This is a genomic window from Leucobacter sp. GX24907 (genome assembly GCF_053567335.1).
Genome location: NZ_JBSGPD010000003.1, coordinates 136,636 through 155,220, shown reverse-complemented (window position 1 = coordinate 155,220; position 18,585 = coordinate 136,636). Strand labels below are relative to the sequence as shown.

Sequence of the window (18,585 nt, the reverse complement as noted above, 5' to 3'; positions counted from 1 at the left end):
TCAGCCTCCGGTCAGTCGATAGCCGACTCCACGCACTGTCGCGATGATGGACTCTCGGCCGATCTTTCGTCGGATCGCAGCGACGTGCACCTCGAGTGAGCGGCTGTACCCGTTCCAATCGGTGCCCCAGACCTCTCGAATGATCCGATCGCGCGGCACCACCACCCCCGGGTAGCGCGCGAGCACCGCGACAATGTCGAACTCCTTGGGCGTGAGTTCGATCGGGAAGCCTTCGGCGAGAACGATCCGGCCCCCGAGATCGATGTGCACGCCATCGATCTCGAAGCTGCGCCCACCTGCATCATCCGCAGAAACCGCACGCGTACGCCTGGTGACCGCTTCGATCCGCGCCACCAGCTCCCGAACATCGTAGGGTTTCACCACGAAGTCATCGGCGCCGGCATGCAGACCTTTGATCCGCTCCTCGACCTGGCTGCGCGCGGTCGCGATGATGATGGGGACGCCCGAGAGGCCGCGAATGCGTCGGCACACGTCGAGCCCGTCCATGTCGGGCAGTCCGAGATCGAGCAGCACCGCTTCCGTATCCGATCCCAACGATTCAAGCGCTGAGGCTCCATCGGCGACGCGCGCAGTCGCATACCCGGCCCGCCCGAGAAAAGCGACGAGCGCCTCCGCGACACGGTCGTCGTCCTCGACCACCAGAATCCGCATGTGTCTCCTTCGATACGCTGCGTACGACTCTAGCGCCCCACGGCTCGCCGCTCAGTCCCCGCCATTCAGACCCACGGCATTGCTCCTGCCACGCCGGGTTCCTGTTCGGCTTCAGGTTCAGAGAACATGCGGCGTTACGATCGTGAGCACGCCCTCGCCACCGAGATCGCTCGCGTACCCGTGCTCCCCAGCACTTGACCAGGTGAGGGATTCACCTGCAGCGATCTCCTCCGTGCTGCCAACCGGTCCGAGTCGCAGTTTGCCTCGAGTAACGAAGAGGTGCTCCGTGACTCCCGCGCCATGCCCTGCGGAGACGTGACTGCCACCAGCGGGCACGTCAAGCAGAAACACTTCAACGGTGTGTTCGGGATCCCGCCGAACCGACAGCAGCGTCGTGGTGATGCCTCCTTGCGAGACAGATGAGGCGCCCGGGGCGTCGCCGACGATGGCTGAGAGCGGTACGCCCAGCGGCGTGCAGAGCGCGTACAGGGTCTCAACTGTCGGATTTCGCTTGCCCGACTCGATTTCCGAAAGCGTTCCCTTGCCGATACCGGCCAGTCGAGCGAGCTCAGAGAGCGAGAAACCGTGTTCGGCGCGGAAGGCACGCACTCGAGCACCGAGGCTATACGAGGTCATACTCCTCATGATACGTTCTAAATATGGAACGTTCTGTAAACAGAACCCTGCGGGCATCCCTCTTCACTCCGATCGGGGCCGGCGTACTGTGCGGCGTGGTCGGCTTCACCGCAACCTTCGCCGTCGTGCTCACCGGGCTGCGTTCCGTAGGCGCAAGTGAGTCTCAGGCAACATCAGGACTCATGGCAGTCACGGTGTGCGCCGGGGCAGCATCGTTGTTCCTGTCAATACGACACCGGATCCCCATCGTTGCCGCATGGTCAACCCCCGGGGCTGCGCTACTCATGAGTCTCGAAGTACCTACCGGGGGTTGGGCTGCTGCCGTCGGCGCGTTCATCACGTGCGGTGCGATGCTCGCAGTCACCGGCCTCTGGTCTGCACTCGCCGAACTCGTAGGCCGCATTCCCGCCCCCATCGCACAGGCAATGCTCGCCGGTGTGCTCCTGCCGCTCGTCATCGCACCCATTGTTGCGCTCCCGAGCGAGCCGCTCGTCATCGCACCAGTACTGCTCACGTGGCTGATCATTGGCAGGTGGTGGCCGCGCTGGGCGGTGCCGGCTGCTCTCGTCGCAGCAGCAGCGGCACTCATCTCGGGTGCGGCACTTCCTGATTCCGGCATCACCCTGCCAAGCGTTGCCAGCTTCGCCCCACACCCTCAGTTGACTACTCCCGCATTCGAGTGGTCTGCGATACTCAGCATTGCACTTCCGCTCTACCTCGTCACAATGGCCTCGCAGAACGTACCAGGAACAGCGGTACTCGCAAGTTTCGGCTACATGACCCCCTGGCGCCCCGCACTGCTCACCACGGGCATCGGCAGCATGCTGGGAGCCCCACTCGGAGGCCACGCCATCAACCTCGCCGCAATCAGCGCAGCACTCGCCGCCGGGCCCGATGCCGGAGCGCACAACCGACGATGGATCGCCGGCGCCACGGCTGGCGGCACGAACCTGGCTCTCGGAGCCATCAGCAGTGCATTGGCGGCGCTCATGCTCACCGCACCTGCGGGGCTCATCACAGCGATCGCCGGAGTCGGTCTGATCGGCACACTGATAGCGGCAATCACAGAAGCAGTCGCAACTACCTCCCACCGCGAAGCTGCCGTCGTAACGTTCGTCGTGGCAGCATCAGGCATCGCTCTGTGGGGCGTCAGCTCAGCATGCTGGGCTCTGCTCGCAGGCCTCACCGTGCACGCGGTCCGGAGACACCGCCGATTGCGCGTCCGCTAGTAGCGTTCCACCCCGCGCTTCGCTCCGTGGGCTGCCGCCGTGGGCGGCACCGAACGCGATAGCGAACGCTGCGCGTCCGCTAGTAGCGTTCGCCCACCCGCACGGTGTAACCGGCGTCGCGCAGCGCCTGCGCGACGCGATCGCCATGATCGTGCCCACGCGTCTCGATGTGCAACTCCAGCTCGACCTCACTGATCGGCAGTTCTGTCGCATGCCTCGTGTGCAGCACCTCAACGACGTTGGCATTCTGTTCGGCCACGATCGACGCAGTGCGCACCAACTGGCCGGGAACATCGGGCAGCAGAATCCTGAGCTTCAGGTAGCGAGCCGAGGCCGCGAGACCGTGACCGATGACGCGCTGCAGCAGCAGCGGGTCGATATTGCCCCCCGAAAGAACCGTCGCCGTTACGTTGTCCGACCGCACCTTACCGGCGAGGATCGCCGCCACGCCTGCCGCACCCGCGGGCTCGACGACGAGCTTGGCGCGCTCGAGCAGCATCACGATCGCCCGCGCAATATCGTCATCGCTGACCGTGACGATCTCGTCGACATACTCGCTGATGAGCTCGAAGTTGAGGTCGCCCGGGCGTGAGACGGCGATACCGTCGGCGATCGTTGGAGTGGTCTTGATCGTGACTGGTTCTCCCTCGGAGAGCGAGACCGGGTACGGCGCTGCGTTCTCCGCCTGCACCCCGACGATGCGCATCGGGCGCCCCTCGCGTGCTGCAACCTTCTTCGCGGCGGTTGCGACGCCGGCGATCAGCCCGCCTCCACCGACTGGCACGATGATCGTCTCGATCTCGGGCGCCACCTCGAGCATTTCGAGGGCGATCGTCCCTTGGCCCTCGATGACGGCCCGATCATCGAACGGCGGGACGAAGTGGGCCCCGGTCTCACTCACGAATTCTTGGGCCGCCGCATTGGTCTCGGCGAAGGTTTCGCCGTGCAGGATCACCTCAGCCCCGTACTGGCGGGTCGCCTGCAGCTTCGGCAGAGCGACTCCGAGCGGCGTGAAGATGGTCGCCTTGATGCCCAGTTCTCGTGCCGCAAAGGCAACGCCCTGAGCGTGGTTGCCGGCAGACGCAGCGACAACACCGCGAGCGCGCTGCTCCTCACTGAGGCGAGAAATATGGTTGTACGCGCCCCGCAGCTTGTAGGCGCCGGTGCGCTGCAGGTTCTCGCACTTCAGGAACACCTGGGGGGAACCGAGCACCTCGGCAAGATATCGCGATGATTCGAGCGGCGTCCGCTGCGTAATACGGTGCACGGCCGCCAGTGCGCGTTCGAAGTCTTCAATCTCGGGTGCTGCGGGAGAGCTCATCAGTTTCCTTCCTTGCGTCGCTGCCGAGCGACTCGTCGTACTCGTGCACGCACGAGCTGATGCTTCTTCGAGGTCGCGAGATAGTCCGCGACGGGATCCGCCCCCGGATCCCACCTCCGCTCCATCAACGAATTGACGATGGCATTTGCCGACGCGGCGAGCGGCACTGCGAACAATGCGCCCGGGATGCCTGCGAGCAGCGCACCGGCAGAGACGACGAGTACGACGCCCAGCGGGTGCACGCGCACCGCGTTGCCCATCACAAGCGGTTGCAGCACATGCCCTTCGATCTGGTTGACGAGGATCACCACGCCCAGCATCATCAGCGCGTTCACCGGACCGTTGTACGCCAGCGCGATGAACGCCGCGAGGGCTCCGGTCGAGATCGCACCGAGGAACGGGATGAATGAACCCATGAACACGAGCACGGCGATCGGGATCGGGAGAGGAACCCCGAGCAAGAACGCTCCGAGCCCGATCCCCACGGCGTCGACGAACGCGACGAAGATCTGCACTCGCACGTACTGCCCGACGGAGACCCACCCGGCGACACCGGCCGCATCGAGCGGAGCATGGGCTTTCGCCGGTGTGAAGCCGAGCACCCAGTACCAGATCCGTTTGCCATCGATGAGCAAGAAAATCAGGGAGAAGAGCGTCAATAATGTACCCGCCGCAACCTGGCCAGCGGTCGTAGCGATCCCGAGCGCTCCGCTCCAGATCGCGGACTGATGCTCTTCGACCGTCTGCATGATCTGCGCGACGAACGAATCGAGCTGATAGGCGGAGATATCGACGAAGTCGAGGTCGCTCTCGGCCCATCGCAAGAACTCCTGCCAGACCTCCGCGGATCTGACAGTAAGGTCGTCGAAACCGCTGCGGAACTGCGTGATGATCAAATGGATCAGGATCCAGACCGCTGTGACGAACAGTGTGAGCGCCGCGATCACCCCTGTCCACTTGGGCAGCCCCATCTCGACAAACCACTGCACCACCGGGGCAAGCAGCGCTGCCAGCAAGATCGCGACGAGCAACGGGATCACGATGATCCGCACTTGGACGATGAGCCAGATGAACCCTGCAAGGGCGATGCCCACGATAATGAGCCGCCACGACCAGGCCGCGGCGATCCTCATACCGAGCGGCAGTTCCTGCGCCGCGTCCTTGACCTCTGTCGAGACGGGGCGGGCCGGTTGCTCACGCTTCTGGTCGTCCACGGGATCATCCTAGCGACGGCCACTGACCATCAGTGCATGCGGGCTGATCCGATGACAACGCACGCCGCACTGTTCTCCCGCGGCGTCAGCTTGCAGCAGGCTCCGCAGAAGGCTTCACGACTGTGCGCTATCCGTGGAGCGCGGGCACGATCAGGTAGATGCCGACGAGCACGCAGATCGCTGAGAGCCCGAAGCAGACATTCGCCGCCACGGTCGCCCACACGGGGCGACCCGCGTCGTCGACATCGTCGTCCTCGTCATCGCGCGAGGGGCCGTTCGGCTCGAACGTCCCGTCCTCTCGCGGAACTGCGGGAGCCGGCACTGCCAGGAAGCGAATACCGAGCGAGTACAGCGACACCACCACGCCGGCCGCGATGATCGAGGTGACGAAGACGATGACGAATGCCATCCAGTCGATACTCATCGGGCTTCTCCTTCGCTCGCTTCGTCGGCGTGACGCTCCTGCTTCTCGGCTTCACGCTCGGCCTTCTCGGCCTCGCGGGCGGCCTTCTCGGCCTCGCGAGCCGCGAGATCATCGCGCACCGCACTTTGCGCGACCGCGGTGAGCGGAGGCACGGTGCCGGTCTTGGTCTTGATCTTCCGCACTTTGCCCTTGCGGATGCGCACGGCGTACCCCGACTCGGCGACATCGGGAACCGGAATGGCGTTCGAATGGTCGACCTTGTTGCGACGCGAACGCCAGAAGATGAAGATGATGAACCCGAGTCCGACGACGGCGTCGATGATGATTCCGGCGGGGCCGATGTGCGCGATGAGCGCGGCGAGTGCTCCGACGGCCGCCGACGCGGGAAGCGTGAAGAGCCAGCCGAGCCCGATACGTCCGACGGCGCGCCAGCGCACGCTCGAACCACGACGCCCGAGGCCCGAACCGATCACGGACCCCGAAGCAACCTGCGTCGTCGAGAGCGCGAAGCCCAGGTGACTCGAAGCGAGGATCGTGGCTGCAGTGGAAGTCTCCGCGGCGAACCCCTGCGCCGGCTTGACCTGCGTGAGTCCGGCTCCGAGCGTGCGGATGATGCGCCAGCCGCCGGAGTAGGTGCCGAGCGCGATGGCCAGCGCACACGAAGCGATCACCCAGAAGTGCGGGCCGGTCCCGGGGTCCTGCAAGTTGGCGGCGACCAGGGTCAGGGTGATGACGCCCATGGTCTTCTGCGCGTCATTCGTACCGTGGGCGAGCGCGATGAGCGAGGATGACGCGATCTGCGCATACCGGAATCGGCCTCGACCGTCCTTCTTCCCATCGTGACGGCGCGTGATCGAATACGCGATCTTCGTTGCGGTGAAGGCGACGAGACCCGCGGTCAGCGGGGCGGCGAGCATCGGGATGATGATCTTCGAGAGGAAGACGCTCCCATTGATCGCGGCAAACCCGGCGCCGACGATCGCAGCACCGATGAGACCGCCGAAGAGCGCGTGCGACGAACTCGACGGGAGACCGTAGAGCCAGGTCACGAGGTTCCAGACGATGGCGCCGATCAGGCCGGCGAAGATCATCTCGGGCGAGATGAGCACTCCCCCATTTCCTTCGTTGATCAGGCCTCCGGAGATCGTCCTCGCCACCTCGGTCGACAGAAATGCGCCGATGAGATTGAGGATCGCGGCGAGCAGCACCGCAGTCCTCGGCTTGAGCGCGCCGGTCGCGATGGGGGTGGCCATCGCGTTCGCCGTGTCGTGGAAGCCATTCGTGAAGTCGAAGAAGAGCGCCAGCACGATGACCAGCAGCACGATGAGAGTGAGTTCCACCGGCATCTTTCCGTTCGGGAACAGAGGATTCTAAGGGTGCCCGCCACTGCTATCGAGCATCGCCGAACAGCCGATGAGCACACCGCCGTTCGACGCACGCGCGCCACACGTTTATGTTTCCACCTCGCTACCGGATGGTCAAGCTGCGTACACCCCGTTTACCCGCTGTTCACGATCTGCGGATCAACCGAAGTTCAGGCGCACTTCCTCGTACCTTGCCCGAGGCACGGTTTTCAGCTGCCGTACGGCATCTGCAAGCGGCACGGGCTCGATCCGATCACCGTGAAGCCCGGCCAATGTGCCCCAGCGCCCCTCGTGCACGGCATCCGCAGCGGCGATCCCCGTACGGGTCGCGAGCACTCGGTCGAACGCGGTCGGCGAGCCTCCACGTTGCACGTGTCCGAGCACGGTCGCGCGGCTCTCGATCCCGGTCATCTCCTCGATTCTCGGTGAAAGCACTTCGGCGATCCCCCCGAGACGGGGGCGCCCGAGCGTATCGGTGCCCTCGCGCACCACGGTCCGTTCATCGGCAAGCGCGAAGCCTTCGGCGACGACTACGAGTGCCGAGCGCCCTCTGCGGTAGACGCTTCGAACCCACTCCCCGACCTGCTCAAGAGTCTCGGGAAATTCTGGCAGCAGCATGGCCTGGGCGCCGCCGGCGATGCCGGCGTGCAGAGCGATCCACCCGGCGTCACGCCCCATCACCTCGAGTACCATGCAGCGCCGGTGAGACTCCCCCGTCGTACGCAGACGGTCGATCGCCTCCGATGCAATCGAGACGGCGGTATCGAATCCGAAGGTGTAATCGGTACCGCCGAGATCATTGTCGATCGTCTTCGGGAGACCGACGACGGGCACACCCGCCTCGTTGAGAGCGAGTGCGACGGTCTGGGTCCCGTTGCCGCCGATCAGCATCAAGCCGTCGAGCCCATAGCTGTCCATGCGAGCTCGAAACGCCGCATGGTCAGCTTCCGTCGCGCTGCTGACATCACCCTCGAGACCCGGGAACGGCGGCACCCTGCTGGTGCCCAGAACGACCCCGCCGAGAGGAGAGAGCCCGCGCACCGCCGGGCGGTCGAGCGGCATGAATTCGCCCTCATGAAACCCGCGCCACCCGTCGATGAACCCGACCATCTCGTATCCGTGGACATCGACACCGCGGAGCACCGCTCCACGGATGGCCGCATTCATGCCGGGGCTATCACCACCTGAACACAGCACTCCGATACGCATAGCCTCAGCCTAGCCCGCCTCCGAAAGCAGACCCAGGAGAGGGGCAGGCGGCTCCGGGGCCTCAGGAGGCGAGCGCGGACTGCAGCACCGCCATGAGCGCCCGCAGCTGCACCGATTCCTCTTCTCCGGTCGGGCCCGCGGCCCCGTCGAGTGCGCGCGCCGCGAGACCGGCCTTGCCATCGATGAGCTCGGCGATCTTCGCGTCGATCGTCTGGGCGGCGACGATGCGCCAGGCGGTGACCGGCTCATCTTGCCCGATACGGTGGACGCGGTCGATTGCCTGCGTCTGCTCAGCATCGGTCCAGCTGAGCTCGGCGAGCACGACGTTCGAGGAGGCCTGCAGGTTCACTCCGACGCCGGCGGCGGTCAGCGAGCACACGGCAACCGACACCTCGGGGTCGGTGTTGAACGCGTCGATCTGACGCTGACGGAACTCCGCGGTCTGATCGCCACGAATGGAGATGGTCCCGAGACCCTGCTCGGCGAGCTGTCGCTCGACCCGATCCATGACCTCGATGTGCTTCGCGAAGAACACGACCTTCCCGACCGAGCGGGCGAGCTGCGCCGTATAGTCGGCGGCGAGCCCGGCCTTGGCAAGACCGATCTGCCTGACCACTGTGAAGACGTTCATCCCATCGGCCGACGCATTCGATTCCTCGAGCTCCTGCGCGCACACCATGCGGATGATCGCTTCGTCGTCGAGCTTCGCACCGAGCTTGCCGCGCTTTACCGCACCGAAGCGCTCCACGAGCTTGCGGGCGAGCTTCTGCTCCGCCTCGCGCAAGCCACGGCCGGCCTCGTCATCCAGCTCGACAGGCAGATCCACCACCCGCTTCGACGGCAGGTCTGCTGCGACATCGATCTTGCGGCGCCTCACAACGCCCATGTCGACCACGGCCTGCCGCGCCGCCGGATAGAACGCCGAATCGACCGGCGTATAGCCGTTGCTCTCGAGTTTCGCGAGCAGCTCAGCGCGGGGCTTGTCTGCATCCGTCCACCCGAGGAAGCGCCAGATGGCACGGAAGTCATCGATGTCGTTGATGAGCGGCGTACCGGTCAATGCGATGAGCAGCGGACCGCCCGGAGTGCGTTCGCGGATGCGGTCGGCGATCGTGAGCACGTTGCGCGACCGCTGCGATTGCACATTCTTGATCATGTGAGCCTCGTCGACGACCATGCCCTTGAACCCGAAGCGTGAGATCCAGCTGAGGTGCCTGTCGAGGATCTCGTAGTTCACGATGAACACGTCGGCGAAGGCGTCGATGTCTTTGCCGTCGCCATGGATCACGGTCACTCGTCGCTGCGGTGTCCACCGCTCGACCTCGCGCGCCCAGTTCATCTTGACGACGTTCGGCACGACGACGAGCAAGGGGTAGGCATCGGCGACCGAGGCCGCGATGACCGACTGCGCGGTCTTGCCGAGGCCCGGTTCGTCAGCGAGCAAGAAGCTGCGATGGCCCTCGCCGACCGAGGCGAGGAAACGCGCCTGGTGCGGCATCAGCTCGCGGTCAGCAGGGGCCAGCCGGTCGACAATGGGCGCAGGCGGAAGGTGCATGCAGGCCGATCCTCCACCGCCCTGCTCGAACGACTTCAGCAACGGACCCAGCAATTCCCAGTTGGCGAGACGCACTACGGGCGTCGGACGCCCGATGTGTTCGAGGTCGGGCTGCAAGAAGGGATTCGCCCGCAGGCGCGCCTCGATACCGCTCGGTTCGACCTGTCGCTCTGCGAGCTCGGGCGGCACGATCTCGGCCGCCGGCTCAGGGGTCGCCGGCTCTTCGGGCAGTTCGACGCCGGCCTGCTCGAGCATCTTCCGCTTGAGTGCGCGTGTCGAGTCCGTGATCGTCGCGGCGGGCTCGAGCAACGTGATGAGCGACGTATCGCGTGCCGCCGTCTTCGCAAGGATCGCTGCGACGCCGTCAAGTCGCTTCAGCGTTTCAGCTCGCTCGACGTCGCTCACCGACTCGTCGGTTTTCACGCGAGCACGCTCCTCGCGCATGAGCAGGGCAATCACCTGGAATTTGGTGCGGTTCGCGGCAGTGGCGCGGCCGCGCTGAGCAGACGCCTCGACCTCGCGTACGGCACGCGCAAGCAGCGGGATGATGCCCTCGTTGTGTGAGTGCTTTCGACGCGCGCGCGATGAGCCGGCACGCTTCGAGGCGGACTTCGCGGGCACAGAGTTTGCAGGCGCGCTCGACGCGGACGTGCTGCGCACGGCAGTGGTGGTTGCCAATTGATCTCCTGATCGGCTGGTGCATCTCGATGGGCCTGGCAACGCGCAGAACACAGAGGCCACTACGCGGAGGCCGTTAGCACAACGGCTCGAGAGGCGGGTTCGAATAACCCTGAGGAGATCTTAGCACCCTCACCTCAGTGAGAGAACAGCTTCCTGGTCTCTTCGACATCGAGTTGCATGCGAGCGATCAACGGATCGATGCCGGTGAAGGCCTCCATCCCCCTGAGTCGCGCTACGAACCGCACATCGATTCGCACACCGTAGATGTCGCCATCGAAGTCGAGCAGGTACGCCTCCACGCGCGACTGACCGTCAGGCGTGAATGTCGGATTCGTTCCGACCGAGATCGCGGCGACGTGCTCGACACCTCCGACAATTGCACGACCGGCGTAGACGCCGTCGGCAGGGACGAGCCCCTCGATCTCTCCCCCGAGATTGGCTGTCGGAAACCCGAGGTCGCGTCCTCGGGCATCACCGTGCACAACGTCGCCGATGACCGAGACTTCTCTGCCGAGCATGCGACCGGCGGCTTCCACGTCTCCTCGTTGGATCGCTTCACGGACCCGTGTTGACGAGATCCTGCCCAGTTCGGGATCCACGACCGAGTCCACGACCGAAACCTCGTATCCGTGCTCGGCTGCGCGCTCCCGCAACAACGCCACATCGCCGGCGCCGCCACGACCGAAGCGGAAGTCGGAGCCCACGATGAGGTGTTCGGCATTCAACTCACCGACGAGCACGCGTGAAATGTACTCCTCGGCGGGAATCGAGGCGAGCGCCTCGTCGAAGCGAACCATGACGCAGGTGCTCACACCAGCGGCTTCAATGGCGGCGAGGCGCTGCCGTCGGCTCATGAGGGGCTGCGGGCAGGCATCGGGGCGCAGATGACTGAGCGGGTTGTTCGCGAAGGTGAACACCACTGACTCGAGATCGCGCCGATCGGCCGTTTCCATGAGGCAGTCGAGCAGCGCCCGGTGCCCCAGATGCACGCCATCGAACTTGCCGATGGCGATCGCCGTGCCGCGCTGCCGACGGTGCGATGAACCCTCGGCATCTTCTCTGGCGAAATCGGAGCAGTCGCTGAGCACTCTCATCGCGCATCCTGCCCGGCAAGACTCCGCCGTCGCAACCAGATGAGGCCCAGAATCGGCAGCACGAGCGGAATGCAGAGATATCCGGCGCCGAACCATGACCAGACGCTCGGATGAGCGAACCACTGCGGCACGACAAAGCTGAGCGTTCCGACGACCAGTACGCCGACCAACTCGAATACGAGACAGATTCGGGCGATCCGCGCCCACTTCGCTCCGCGTCGTGAGAGCGCGATAGTGGCGAAGATGTACACGAGACCCGCTACCGCGGAAAGAACGTAGGCCAGTGGCGCCTCGTCGAACTTCGTGAGGATCTGGTAGACGGACCGAAAGGTCGCGGCGATCGCGAGAATCCCGTACACGACGATGAGCACTCGACCCGCACCGCTGAGACGATCATCGGCGGGCACGGTGGAACGGTCGGAACGCTCCGTCGAGGCGGAGAATCGCGTCATTCGGTCTTCGTGTGGCACGCCGATCAGTGTACCGCTCCGTTCCGACCGACGCGGTCGCAGCTCACGCCCCCCAGATCACCAGCATCCGATAGACCATGACCGCAACCGAGAAGTGGACCACCCCGAGCACCAGGTTCGCCCAGCGCGTGCGATCGATGAGCGCCCAAAAACCGGCCCCGAAAGGCAGCAGCAGCGCCACGATGAGGTACATCCAGAATTCAAGAGGATCGCCCGTCGCCGAGTTGCCAACCGCCGGCTGCACGATCGACACGACCACCTGACCGACGAGGAGCAGCCCCACGAGCAGCGTCGCCCCGAGCGTGTAGTCGTTGGGTCCCTGCTTGCGGGCCGCCGTAATGATGCACAGCACCATCGCGAACAGGGCGACGATCATCTGCGCAACGGCATACCAGAGGATCATCGCCGTCCACTCTCGGTCGCTGCAGCATCGGGGGTGGGGAAATTCGTCACCACACGCGCCCGCCCCCGCTTCACCTTGACCAGGCCGATCAGACGACCGTCCGGTGAGAGCGCGGCGACCAGCGGTGCCTCAGGTTGCGCCCACTCCGAGTTCTGTCCCTCTTCGAGATCTATGCGCTTCCCGTGTCCGAGATCAATCGCCTGCTGCTCGGTGAGGCGAAGAACCGGGAACAGCCGTGCGGCCACGTCGGACGGCAGAAGCAGCGGACCGACATCGCCGTCGACGATGCGTTCGGTACTCACGGCATCGTCGACGCTGAAGGGCCCAACCTCCGTTCGCCTGAGCGCGGTCAGATGCCCCCCGATTCCAAGCGCTGCTCCCAGGTCTCGCGCGAGCGCACGAACGTAAGTACCCGAGGAGCAATGAATGACCGCGTCGATATCAATCACGTCGGTCTCGACGCCGTCGACACCGAGCCCTTGAGCCGCTCGAGGTTGGCCGAGCTCGAAGCGATGCACCGTCACCGACCGCTTCTGCAACTCAACCGCTTCCCCGGCGCGCACACGGTCGTAGGCGCGTCGGCCATCCACCTTGATCGCACTGACCGCGCTCGGCGCCTGCTCAATCGCGCCGGTGAGCTCGGCGACTGCGGCGCGCACTCGATCGGGGTCTCGCAGCACGTCTGCGACGGCCTGCGCATCGGCCGCCGCCACGACCTCTCCTTCCCGGTCGTCGGTCACGGTCGTCGCGCCAAGCCGGAGCGTGGTCGTGTACACCTTGTCGAGCCCCACGAGATGGGTGAGAAGCCGGGTGGCCGGCCCGGCGCCGAGCATCAGCAATCCCGTAGCCATGGGATCGAGGGTGCCCGCATGCCCGACTTTGCGGGTGCGGAGGGCTCCCCGGGTCTTCGCGACGACGTCGTGGCTCGTCCAGCCCTCGGCTTTGTCGACCAGCAGGATCCCGCCCTGCGGCGGCAAATGTGACTCGTGACTCATCCCCATCAGCCTAGTCAACGGACGCCTCCTACACTGATGGGGTGGACACGACTGGACTCTCCGAGGCACTCGGTTCCTGGTATCGCTCCGAGGCGAGAGACCTGCCGTGGCGCGCCGCCGATGCCTCACCTTGGGCGATCCTCGTCTCTGAATTCATGCTGCAGCAGACACAGGTCGACCGCGTGCTCCCCCGCTGGGAAGCATGGCTCAAGCGTTGGCCGCAACCGTCGGCGCTCGCGTCCGAGGACCCGGGAGAGGCCGTACGCATGTGGGATCGCCTCGGCTACCCCCGCAGAGCCCTCTGGCTGCACCGAGCCGCCGTCGAGCTTGCCGAACAGCACGCCGACCGTGTTCCGTCGGATGTCGAGACTCTGCTCGCTCTCACCGGCATCGGCCCCTACACGGCCCGAGCTGTGGCCGCATTCGCATACGGCGAGCGGCATCCCGTCGTCGACACGAATACGCGGCGCGTCATCGCCCGTCTCGTGCACGGTCGAGCCGCTGCCGGGATGCCGGCCGCGAGCGACCTCGACGACATGGAGAAGCTCCTTCCCGAGGCTCCCGCGGAGGCCGCCGTATTCAACGCTGCAGCGATGGAACTCGGTGCGATCGTCTGCACCGCACGCTCCCCTCGCTGCTCCGACTGCCCGATAGCCGCGTGGTGCGAATGGCGCGGTGCGGGCTACCCCGACAACGCGCCGGTCAAGCGCCCGAAGCAGGCGAAATTCGCCGGCAGCGACCGCCAGGTCAGAGGGAGGATCATGGCCCTGCTTCGGGAGACCTCGGAATCGGTGCCGGTGGAAGAAGCGCTCGCCGCGGCAGCGAATGGAGGCGTCCGTGATCCGGAGCAACCGCGACGCGCCTATGATTCCTTACTCTCGGACGGGCTCATCATCGAGTTCGAACAGCACGTACGCCTGCCCTGACCGAGGGCTCAGCCGGTCGTCAGATCGAAGGATCAGTCCTCGTCGTCGCGAGGTTTGACGTAGGGATCCTCATCGCCCGCATACCGCGCGTCAGCCGCGAGAGCAGCCGACTCCTCATCGCGCCGCTTCGCCTCAGCGAGCAGGTCGCTCAGATGCTGAGCACTCTCAGGCAGCTCGTCGTGGATGAACTCGAGCGCCGGCGTCAACCGAGTGCCCAATTGCTTCCCCACCTCGCTCCGCAGCATTCCGGTGGCAGCCTTGAGCGCTGCCGCGGAGTCCGCGAGCTCCTCCTCCGTGCCGTACACGGTGTAGAAGACGGAGGCGTTCTGCAAGTCCCCGGTCACCCGCACATCGGTGATCGTGACGAAGCCGAGCCGCGGGTCACGCAGCCCCTTCTCGAGTCGCCGCGCGATGATCTGCTGGATGCGCTCGGCAACTCTTCCTGCGCGTGGATTACTCATACCGACCACCTTATCGCCACATCCACAAGCGTCGACTTCTAGGTAAGGCGACCCTTTCCCCCCTAGGCTGTATATGCAATCACCAGAGGGTGACGCCGAATAACCAGCACACAGAGAGGCGATAATGACTCTTCCGCCCAACACTGATGGTCCGGAGCAGAACGGAAACCCGGGCAGCCCCAACCCTGAGAGCGGCGCTCCCCAGCCGCCCGTGCCTCCGGTACCGCCCCAGGCACCGAGCGCACCTACGTCGAATTCGCAGCCGCAGCCTCCCCAGGCACCGCAGCAGCCGCAGCAGCCACAGGCTCCCCAGCAGCCGCAGGCACCGCAGCAGCCGCAGTACGCCGCACCCGGCCAGCAGCAGTACGCCGCACCGGGAGCCGCACCCCAGTACTCGCAGCAGGCAGCGGGTGGCTTCGTCGGCGACCCGGGCCCCGGAGGCGCATTCAACGGCGCATCCGATGCCGATGACATGACTCGCCCGCTCTACGGTGCGAGCTTCGGTCAGGCCATCCGCCGCTTCTTCAAGGGTTACGCGAAGTTCGACGGCCGCGCATCGCGCAGCGAGTTCTGGTTCGCTTACCTGTTCCAGTTCCTCGTCATGCTGATCCCGGGCATCTTCCTGATGATCGGTCTCTTCGGCGTGATCGCCTCGGCCGCCTCCTACGACAGCTACGACTACGGTTACAGCTCCGGCCCGACCGCCGGCTCCGTTGCCATGCTGGTCATCGGCGGCATCCTGTACGGCGTCATCGCGCTTGCGCTGTTGATCCCGTCGATCGCCATCGGTTGGCGCCGTCTGCACGACGCCAACTTCCCCGGCACGCTGTGGCTCATCAACATCGCCGGAATGATCCCCTTCCTCAACTACATCGGCTGGATCGCGAACATCGCGTACATCGTGCTCACGATCATGCCGTCGAAGCCGGAGGGCCGCCGCTTCGATCGTCAGTAATCAAGCGCAGTCCCACCCCGAGGGCCCGGCATCATCGATGCCGGGCCCTCGGTCTGTTTTCAGGAGGCCCCTTCCAGACACCTCGTCTATGCCGTATCTGGCTTGCACCGCATCCGGCTTGCGCCGCACCGTCCTCGTTGTGCCGTCACCAGCTCGCATTGCAACGGCTGTGCACCGCCGTCCTTACTTGACTGGGCAACGAAAAGGGGGACCGGCCGAAGCCGATCCCCCTCAGTCGTCGTAGCGAAGCCGCACTAGTCGCGGGGCTTCTCCACCATCTCAGTCGTCTCGATCTCATCGCCGATCTGGATGTCGTTGAACTTCCCGAGACCGATACCGCACTCGAAGTCGGTCTTGACTTCGGTGACGTCGTCCTTGAAGCGACGCAGCGACTCGATCGCCAGGCCGTCGGCGAGCACCACGCCCTCGCGGATCACACGCGCCTTCGCGTTGCGTGTGATGGTGCCACTGCGAACGATGACACCAGCGATGTTGCCGAACTTCGACGAGCGGAACACCTCTCGGATCTCCGCCACACCCGACTGAACTTCCTCGTATTCCGGCTTGAGCATGCCCTTGAGCGAGCTCTCGATGTCATCCAGCGCGTTGTAGATGACGTTGTAGAACCGGATGTCGATTCCCTCGCGCTGTGCGCGCTCGCGGGCTTTGACGTCGGGGCGCACATTGAAGCCGATGACGATCGCATTGTCGATCGTCGCGAGATCGATGTCGCTCTCGGTGACGGCACCGACGCCACGGTGCAAGATACGCAGCTGCACCGACTCGTCGACCTCGATCTTCATGAGCGACTCCTCGAGCGCCTCCACAGCACCCGACACGTCTCCCTTGATGATCAGGTTGAGCGACTCGACCTTGCCATCCTCGAGCGCCTTCGTGAAGTCCTCGAGGCTGATGCGCTTGCGCGCCTTCGCCAGGAGTGCGTTGCGCTCCGCGGCCTCACGCTTCTCAGCGATCTGACGCGCGGTGCGGTCCTCGGAAGTGACGATGAAGTTGTCACCGGCGCGGGGCACCGTTGACAGACCCTGCACGAGCACCGGCCGCGAGGGCAGCGCCTCGGCCACGGCGTCGCCGTTCTCATCGCTCATCGCACGCACGCGCCCGTAGGCGGTACCCGCAACGATCGCATCGCCGACGCGCAGCGTTCCCGACTGGATCAGAACGGTCGCCACTGCGCCGCGTCCCTTGTCGAGCTTCGCTTCGATCGCGACACCGCGAGCATCCTTGTCAGGGTTCGCACGCAGATCGAGACCCGCGTCAGCGGTGAGCAGAACAGCATCGAGCAGTTCGTTGATGCCGAGGTCGTTCTTCGCAGAGACGTCACGGAACATGACGTCGCCGCCCCACTCCTCAGCGACCAGCCCGAACTCGGTGAGCTGCTGTCGCACCTTCTCCGGGTTCGCGCCTTCTTTATCGATCTTGTTGACTGCGACCACGATCGGCACACCAGCCGACTGGGCGTGGTTCAACGCCTCAATCGTCTGCGGCATGATGCCGTCGTCAGCCGCGACCACGAGAATCGCGATATCCGTGACCTGCGCACCACGGGCACGCATGGCGGTGAACGCCTCGTGACCCGGGGTATCGATGAAGGTCAGGGCGCGATCCACACCGTCGTGCTCGGTGTGCACCTGGTATGCGCCGATGTGCTGCGTGATGCCACCGGCCTCGCCGCCGCCCACGTTTGCCTTACGAATCGCATCGAGCAGTCGGGTCTTACCGTGATCGACGTGACCCATGACTGTGACGACCGGCGGACGAGGCTGCAGGACGTCATCGCCCTCATCCTCGAGCTCGCTCTCGATGTCGATGTCGAAGCCCTCGAGCAGCTCGCGATCCTCGTCTTCAGGAGAGACGATCTGGATCTTGTAGCCGAGCTCGTCGCCGAGAATCTCGAACGTCGCCTCGTCGAGCGACTCCGTAGCCGTCGCCATCTCACCCAGGTGGAAGAGGATAGTCACGAGGTTCGATGCACTCGTATCGATCTTGTCCGCGAAGTCGGAGAGCGATGCGCCGCGGCGCAGCCGGACCGGGGTATTCCCGTCACCGCGAGGTACCTGGACGCCGCCAATCGACGGAGCCTGCCGCATCTCGAATTCTTGCCGCTTCGCCCGCTTCGACTTGCGTGCCTTGCTCTTGGAGCCGCCTCGGCCGAATGCACCGGCCGTTCCGGCACCACGACCACCGCGACCGCGACCTGCGAAGCCACCACCCGGGCGCGGAGCACCGAAGCCTCCACCCGGAGCACCGCCACCGCCGGGACGACCCGGGCGACCCGGGCCTCCGGGACGACCTGCGCCACCGGGACGACCCGGAGCACCCGGACGTCCGGCACCTGCGCCCTGCGGGCGCGGCGACGGCCGCGGGATGTTTCCCGGGTTCGGACGGTTGCCGCGACCCATGCCCTGGCTTGCGGCGAACGGGTTGTTACCCGGACGCGGCGGGCGCGGAATTCCCATGCCCTGGCTCGAGGCGAACGGGTTGTTACCCGGACGCGGGCCCGAAGGCTTCGGGGCCCCGGGCTTCGGCGCTGATCCACCCGGCTTCGGCGCAGCGGTCTTCGCTGCGTTCGGCTTCGGAGCTGCGGGGTCCGACTTGGCGTCGGCGCTCTTCGACTCAGCCTCAGCAGCTGGAGCCTGCGGCGCCTCATCCTTCTTCTTGGCGGGCGCCTTGGGCCCCGGCTTCGGGGCAGCAGCGCCCGGCTTCGGGCCTGCCGCCTTCTTCGCCGCCGGCTTCGCTGAATCATCGCTTCCGCCCGCGGGCTTCGCGACGCCTTCAGCCTGCAACGCGGCCTTGACCTTGCGCGCCACGGGAGGCGCGATTGCGGAGGAGGGCGCCTTGACGAACTCCCCCATCTCCTTCAGCTTGGCCAGAACGACCTTGCTATCGACACCGATCTCCGTAGCGATCTCGTGTACGCGTGGGTTTGCCACATTTCTCCTGTCTGGGTTCACGCCA

The 18,585-nt window shown here is 65.3% G+C and carries 17 protein-coding genes; 3 read left to right on the top strand and 14 right to left on the bottom strand.

Annotation, left to right across the window (positions count from 1 at the left end):
• Both ACUYV6_RS05800 and ACUYV6_RS05795 read right to left on the bottom strand, forming a co-directional pair.
• The gene (locus ACUYV6_RS05800) at window positions 1-672 is read right to left on the bottom strand and encodes a response regulator transcription factor (RefSeq protein WP_449277708.1); all 672 of its coding nucleotides are present in this window, start codon (window positions 670-672) and stop codon (window positions 1-3) included.
• A gap of 117 nt (window positions 673-789) precedes the next feature.
• Window positions 790-1,308 (bottom strand): helix-turn-helix domain-containing protein, encoded by a 519-nt coding sequence (locus tag ACUYV6_RS05795; RefSeq protein ID WP_449277707.1) that lies wholly within the window; start codon window positions 1,306-1,308, stop codon window positions 790-792.
• 23 nt (window positions 1,309-1,331) lie between these two features.
• Between ACUYV6_RS05795 and ACUYV6_RS05790 the strand changes: the two genes are divergently transcribed.
• On the top strand, window positions 1,332-2,537 hold the full coding sequence (locus ACUYV6_RS05790; protein WP_449277706.1) for a benzoate/H(+) symporter BenE family transporter: 1,206 nt from the start codon (window positions 1,332-1,334) through the stop codon (window positions 2,535-2,537).
• A gap of 79 nt (window positions 2,538-2,616) precedes the next feature.
• On the opposite strand, the gene ilvA is transcribed toward ACUYV6_RS05790, so the two are convergent.
• The 10 genes from ilvA to truB form a co-directional block, all read right to left on the bottom strand.
• Entirely contained in the window at window positions 2,617-3,858 is a 1,242-nt protein-coding gene (gene ilvA / locus ACUYV6_RS05785) for a threonine ammonia-lyase (protein WP_449277705.1), read from the bottom strand.
• Window positions 3,858-5,072 carry an AI-2E family transporter gene (locus ACUYV6_RS05780; RefSeq protein WP_449277704.1) on the bottom strand — a complete coding sequence of 405 codons (1,215 nt, stop codon included), beginning with the start codon at window positions 5,070-5,072 and terminating at the stop codon, window positions 3,858-3,860. The genes ilvA and ACUYV6_RS05780 overlap by 1 nt, the downstream gene beginning before the upstream one ends.
• 127 nt (window positions 5,073-5,199) lie before the next feature.
• Window positions 5,200-5,496: a hypothetical protein gene (locus ACUYV6_RS05775; protein WP_449277703.1), complete on the bottom strand. Its 297-nt coding sequence runs from the start codon at window positions 5,494-5,496 to the stop codon at window positions 5,200-5,202.
• Window positions 5,493-6,836, bottom strand: coding sequence for an anion permease (locus tag ACUYV6_RS05770; protein ID WP_449277702.1), 1,344 nt, complete (start codon window positions 6,834-6,836; stop codon window positions 5,493-5,495). Before ACUYV6_RS05770 ends, ACUYV6_RS05775 begins: the two co-directional genes overlap by 4 nt.
• Window positions 6,837-7,019: 183 nt before the next feature.
• Complete coding sequence (locus tag ACUYV6_RS05765; RefSeq protein WP_449277701.1) at window positions 7,020-8,069, bottom strand: 6-phosphofructokinase; 1,050 nt, start codon at window positions 8,067-8,069, stop codon at window positions 7,020-7,022.
• Window positions 8,070-8,130: 61 nt separating this feature from the next.
• Complete coding sequence (locus ACUYV6_RS05760) at window positions 8,131-10,245, bottom strand: DEAD/DEAH box helicase (RefSeq protein WP_449277918.1); 2,115 nt, start codon at window positions 10,243-10,245, stop codon at window positions 8,131-8,133.
• Window positions 10,246-10,439: 194 nt separating this feature from the next.
• Window positions 10,440-11,399 carry a bifunctional riboflavin kinase/FAD synthetase gene (locus ACUYV6_RS05755; RefSeq protein WP_449277700.1) on the bottom strand — a complete coding sequence of 320 codons (960 nt, stop codon included), beginning with the start codon at window positions 11,397-11,399 and terminating at the stop codon, window positions 10,440-10,442.
• Window positions 11,396-11,851 carry a hypothetical protein gene (locus tag ACUYV6_RS05750; RefSeq protein ID WP_449277917.1) on the bottom strand — a complete coding sequence of 152 codons (456 nt, stop codon included), beginning with the start codon at window positions 11,849-11,851 and terminating at the stop codon, window positions 11,396-11,398. Before ACUYV6_RS05750 ends, ACUYV6_RS05755 begins: the two co-directional genes overlap by 4 nt.
• A gap of 61 nt (window positions 11,852-11,912) precedes the next feature.
• A complete protein-coding gene (locus tag ACUYV6_RS05745; protein ID WP_449277699.1) occupies window positions 11,913-12,272 on the bottom strand; it encodes a hypothetical protein in 360 nt (119 codons plus the stop codon).
• Entirely contained in the window at window positions 12,269-13,267 is a 999-nt protein-coding gene (gene truB, locus ACUYV6_RS05740) for a tRNA pseudouridine(55) synthase TruB (protein ID WP_449277698.1), read from the bottom strand. The genes ACUYV6_RS05745 and truB overlap by 4 nt, the downstream gene beginning before the upstream one ends.
• Before the next feature lie 41 nt (window positions 13,268-13,308).
• Between truB and ACUYV6_RS05735 the strand changes: the two genes are divergently transcribed.
• On the top strand, window positions 13,309-14,193 hold the full coding sequence (locus ACUYV6_RS05735) for an A/G-specific adenine glycosylase (protein WP_449277697.1): 885 nt from the start codon (window positions 13,309-13,311) through the stop codon (window positions 14,191-14,193).
• A 32-nt stretch (window positions 14,194-14,225) separates the two neighbouring features.
• Here ACUYV6_RS05735 and rbfA read toward each other — a convergent pair whose 3' ends face one another.
• Window positions 14,226-14,654 carry a 30S ribosome-binding factor RbfA gene (gene rbfA / locus ACUYV6_RS05730; protein WP_449277696.1) on the bottom strand — a complete coding sequence of 143 codons (429 nt, stop codon included), beginning with the start codon at window positions 14,652-14,654 and terminating at the stop codon, window positions 14,226-14,228.
• A gap of 124 nt (window positions 14,655-14,778) precedes the next feature.
• Here rbfA and ACUYV6_RS05725 point away from each other — a divergent pair, with 124 nt between their 5' ends.
• On the top strand, window positions 14,779-15,609 hold the full coding sequence (locus ACUYV6_RS05725; RefSeq protein WP_449277695.1) for a DUF805 domain-containing protein: 831 nt from the start codon (window positions 14,779-14,781) through the stop codon (window positions 15,607-15,609).
• A gap of 254 nt (window positions 15,610-15,863) precedes the next feature.
• Here the strand turns inward: ACUYV6_RS05725 and infB are convergent, their stop codons facing one another.
• Window positions 15,864-18,560: a translation initiation factor IF-2 gene (gene infB / locus ACUYV6_RS05720; protein WP_449277694.1), complete on the bottom strand. Its 2,697-nt coding sequence runs from the start codon at window positions 18,558-18,560 to the stop codon at window positions 15,864-15,866.
• Between the last annotated feature and the right edge of the window lie 25 nt (window positions 18,561-18,585).

Bases quoted from the DNA above. Each gene is read 5' to 3' on its own strand.
- ACUYV6_RS05725 (WP_449277695.1), top strand. From the start codon at position 14,779: ATGACTCTTCCGCCCAACACTGATGGTCCGGAGCAGAACGGAAACCCG.
- ACUYV6_RS05795 (WP_449277707.1), bottom strand. From the start codon at position 1,308: ATGACCTCGTATAGCCTCGGTGCTCGAGTGCGTGCCTTCCGCGCCGAA.
- rbfA (WP_449277696.1), bottom strand. From the start codon at position 14,654: ATGAGTAATCCACGCGCAGGAAGAGTTGCCGAGCGCATCCAGCAGATC.
- ilvA (WP_449277705.1), bottom strand. From the start codon at position 3,858: ATGAGCTCTCCCGCAGCACCCGAGATTGAAGACTTCGAACGCGCACTG.
- ACUYV6_RS05775 (WP_449277703.1), bottom strand. From the start codon at position 5,496: ATGAGTATCGACTGGATGGCATTCGTCATCGTCTTCGTCACCTCGATC.
- ACUYV6_RS05755 (WP_449277700.1), bottom strand. From the start codon at position 11,399: ATGAGAGTGCTCAGCGACTGCTCCGATTTCGCCAGAGAAGATGCCGAG.
- ACUYV6_RS05765 (WP_449277701.1), bottom strand. From the start codon at position 8,069: ATGCGTATCGGAGTGCTGTGTTCAGGTGGTGATAGCCCCGGCATGAAT.
- ACUYV6_RS05790 (WP_449277706.1), top strand. From the start codon at position 1,332: ATGGAACGTTCTGTAAACAGAACCCTGCGGGCATCCCTCTTCACTCCG.
- ACUYV6_RS05745 (WP_449277699.1), bottom strand. From the start codon at position 12,272: ATGATCCTCTGGTATGCCGTTGCGCAGATGATCGTCGCCCTGTTCGCG.
- ACUYV6_RS05750 (WP_449277917.1), bottom strand. From the start codon at position 11,851: ATGACGCGATTCTCCGCCTCGACGGAGCGTTCCGACCGTTCCACCGTG.
- truB (WP_449277698.1), bottom strand. From the start codon at position 13,267: ATGAGTCACGAGTCACATTTGCCGCCGCAGGGCGGGATCCTGCTGGTC.
- ACUYV6_RS05800 (WP_449277708.1), bottom strand. From the start codon at position 672: ATGCGGATTCTGGTGGTCGAGGACGACGACCGTGTCGCGGAGGCGCTC.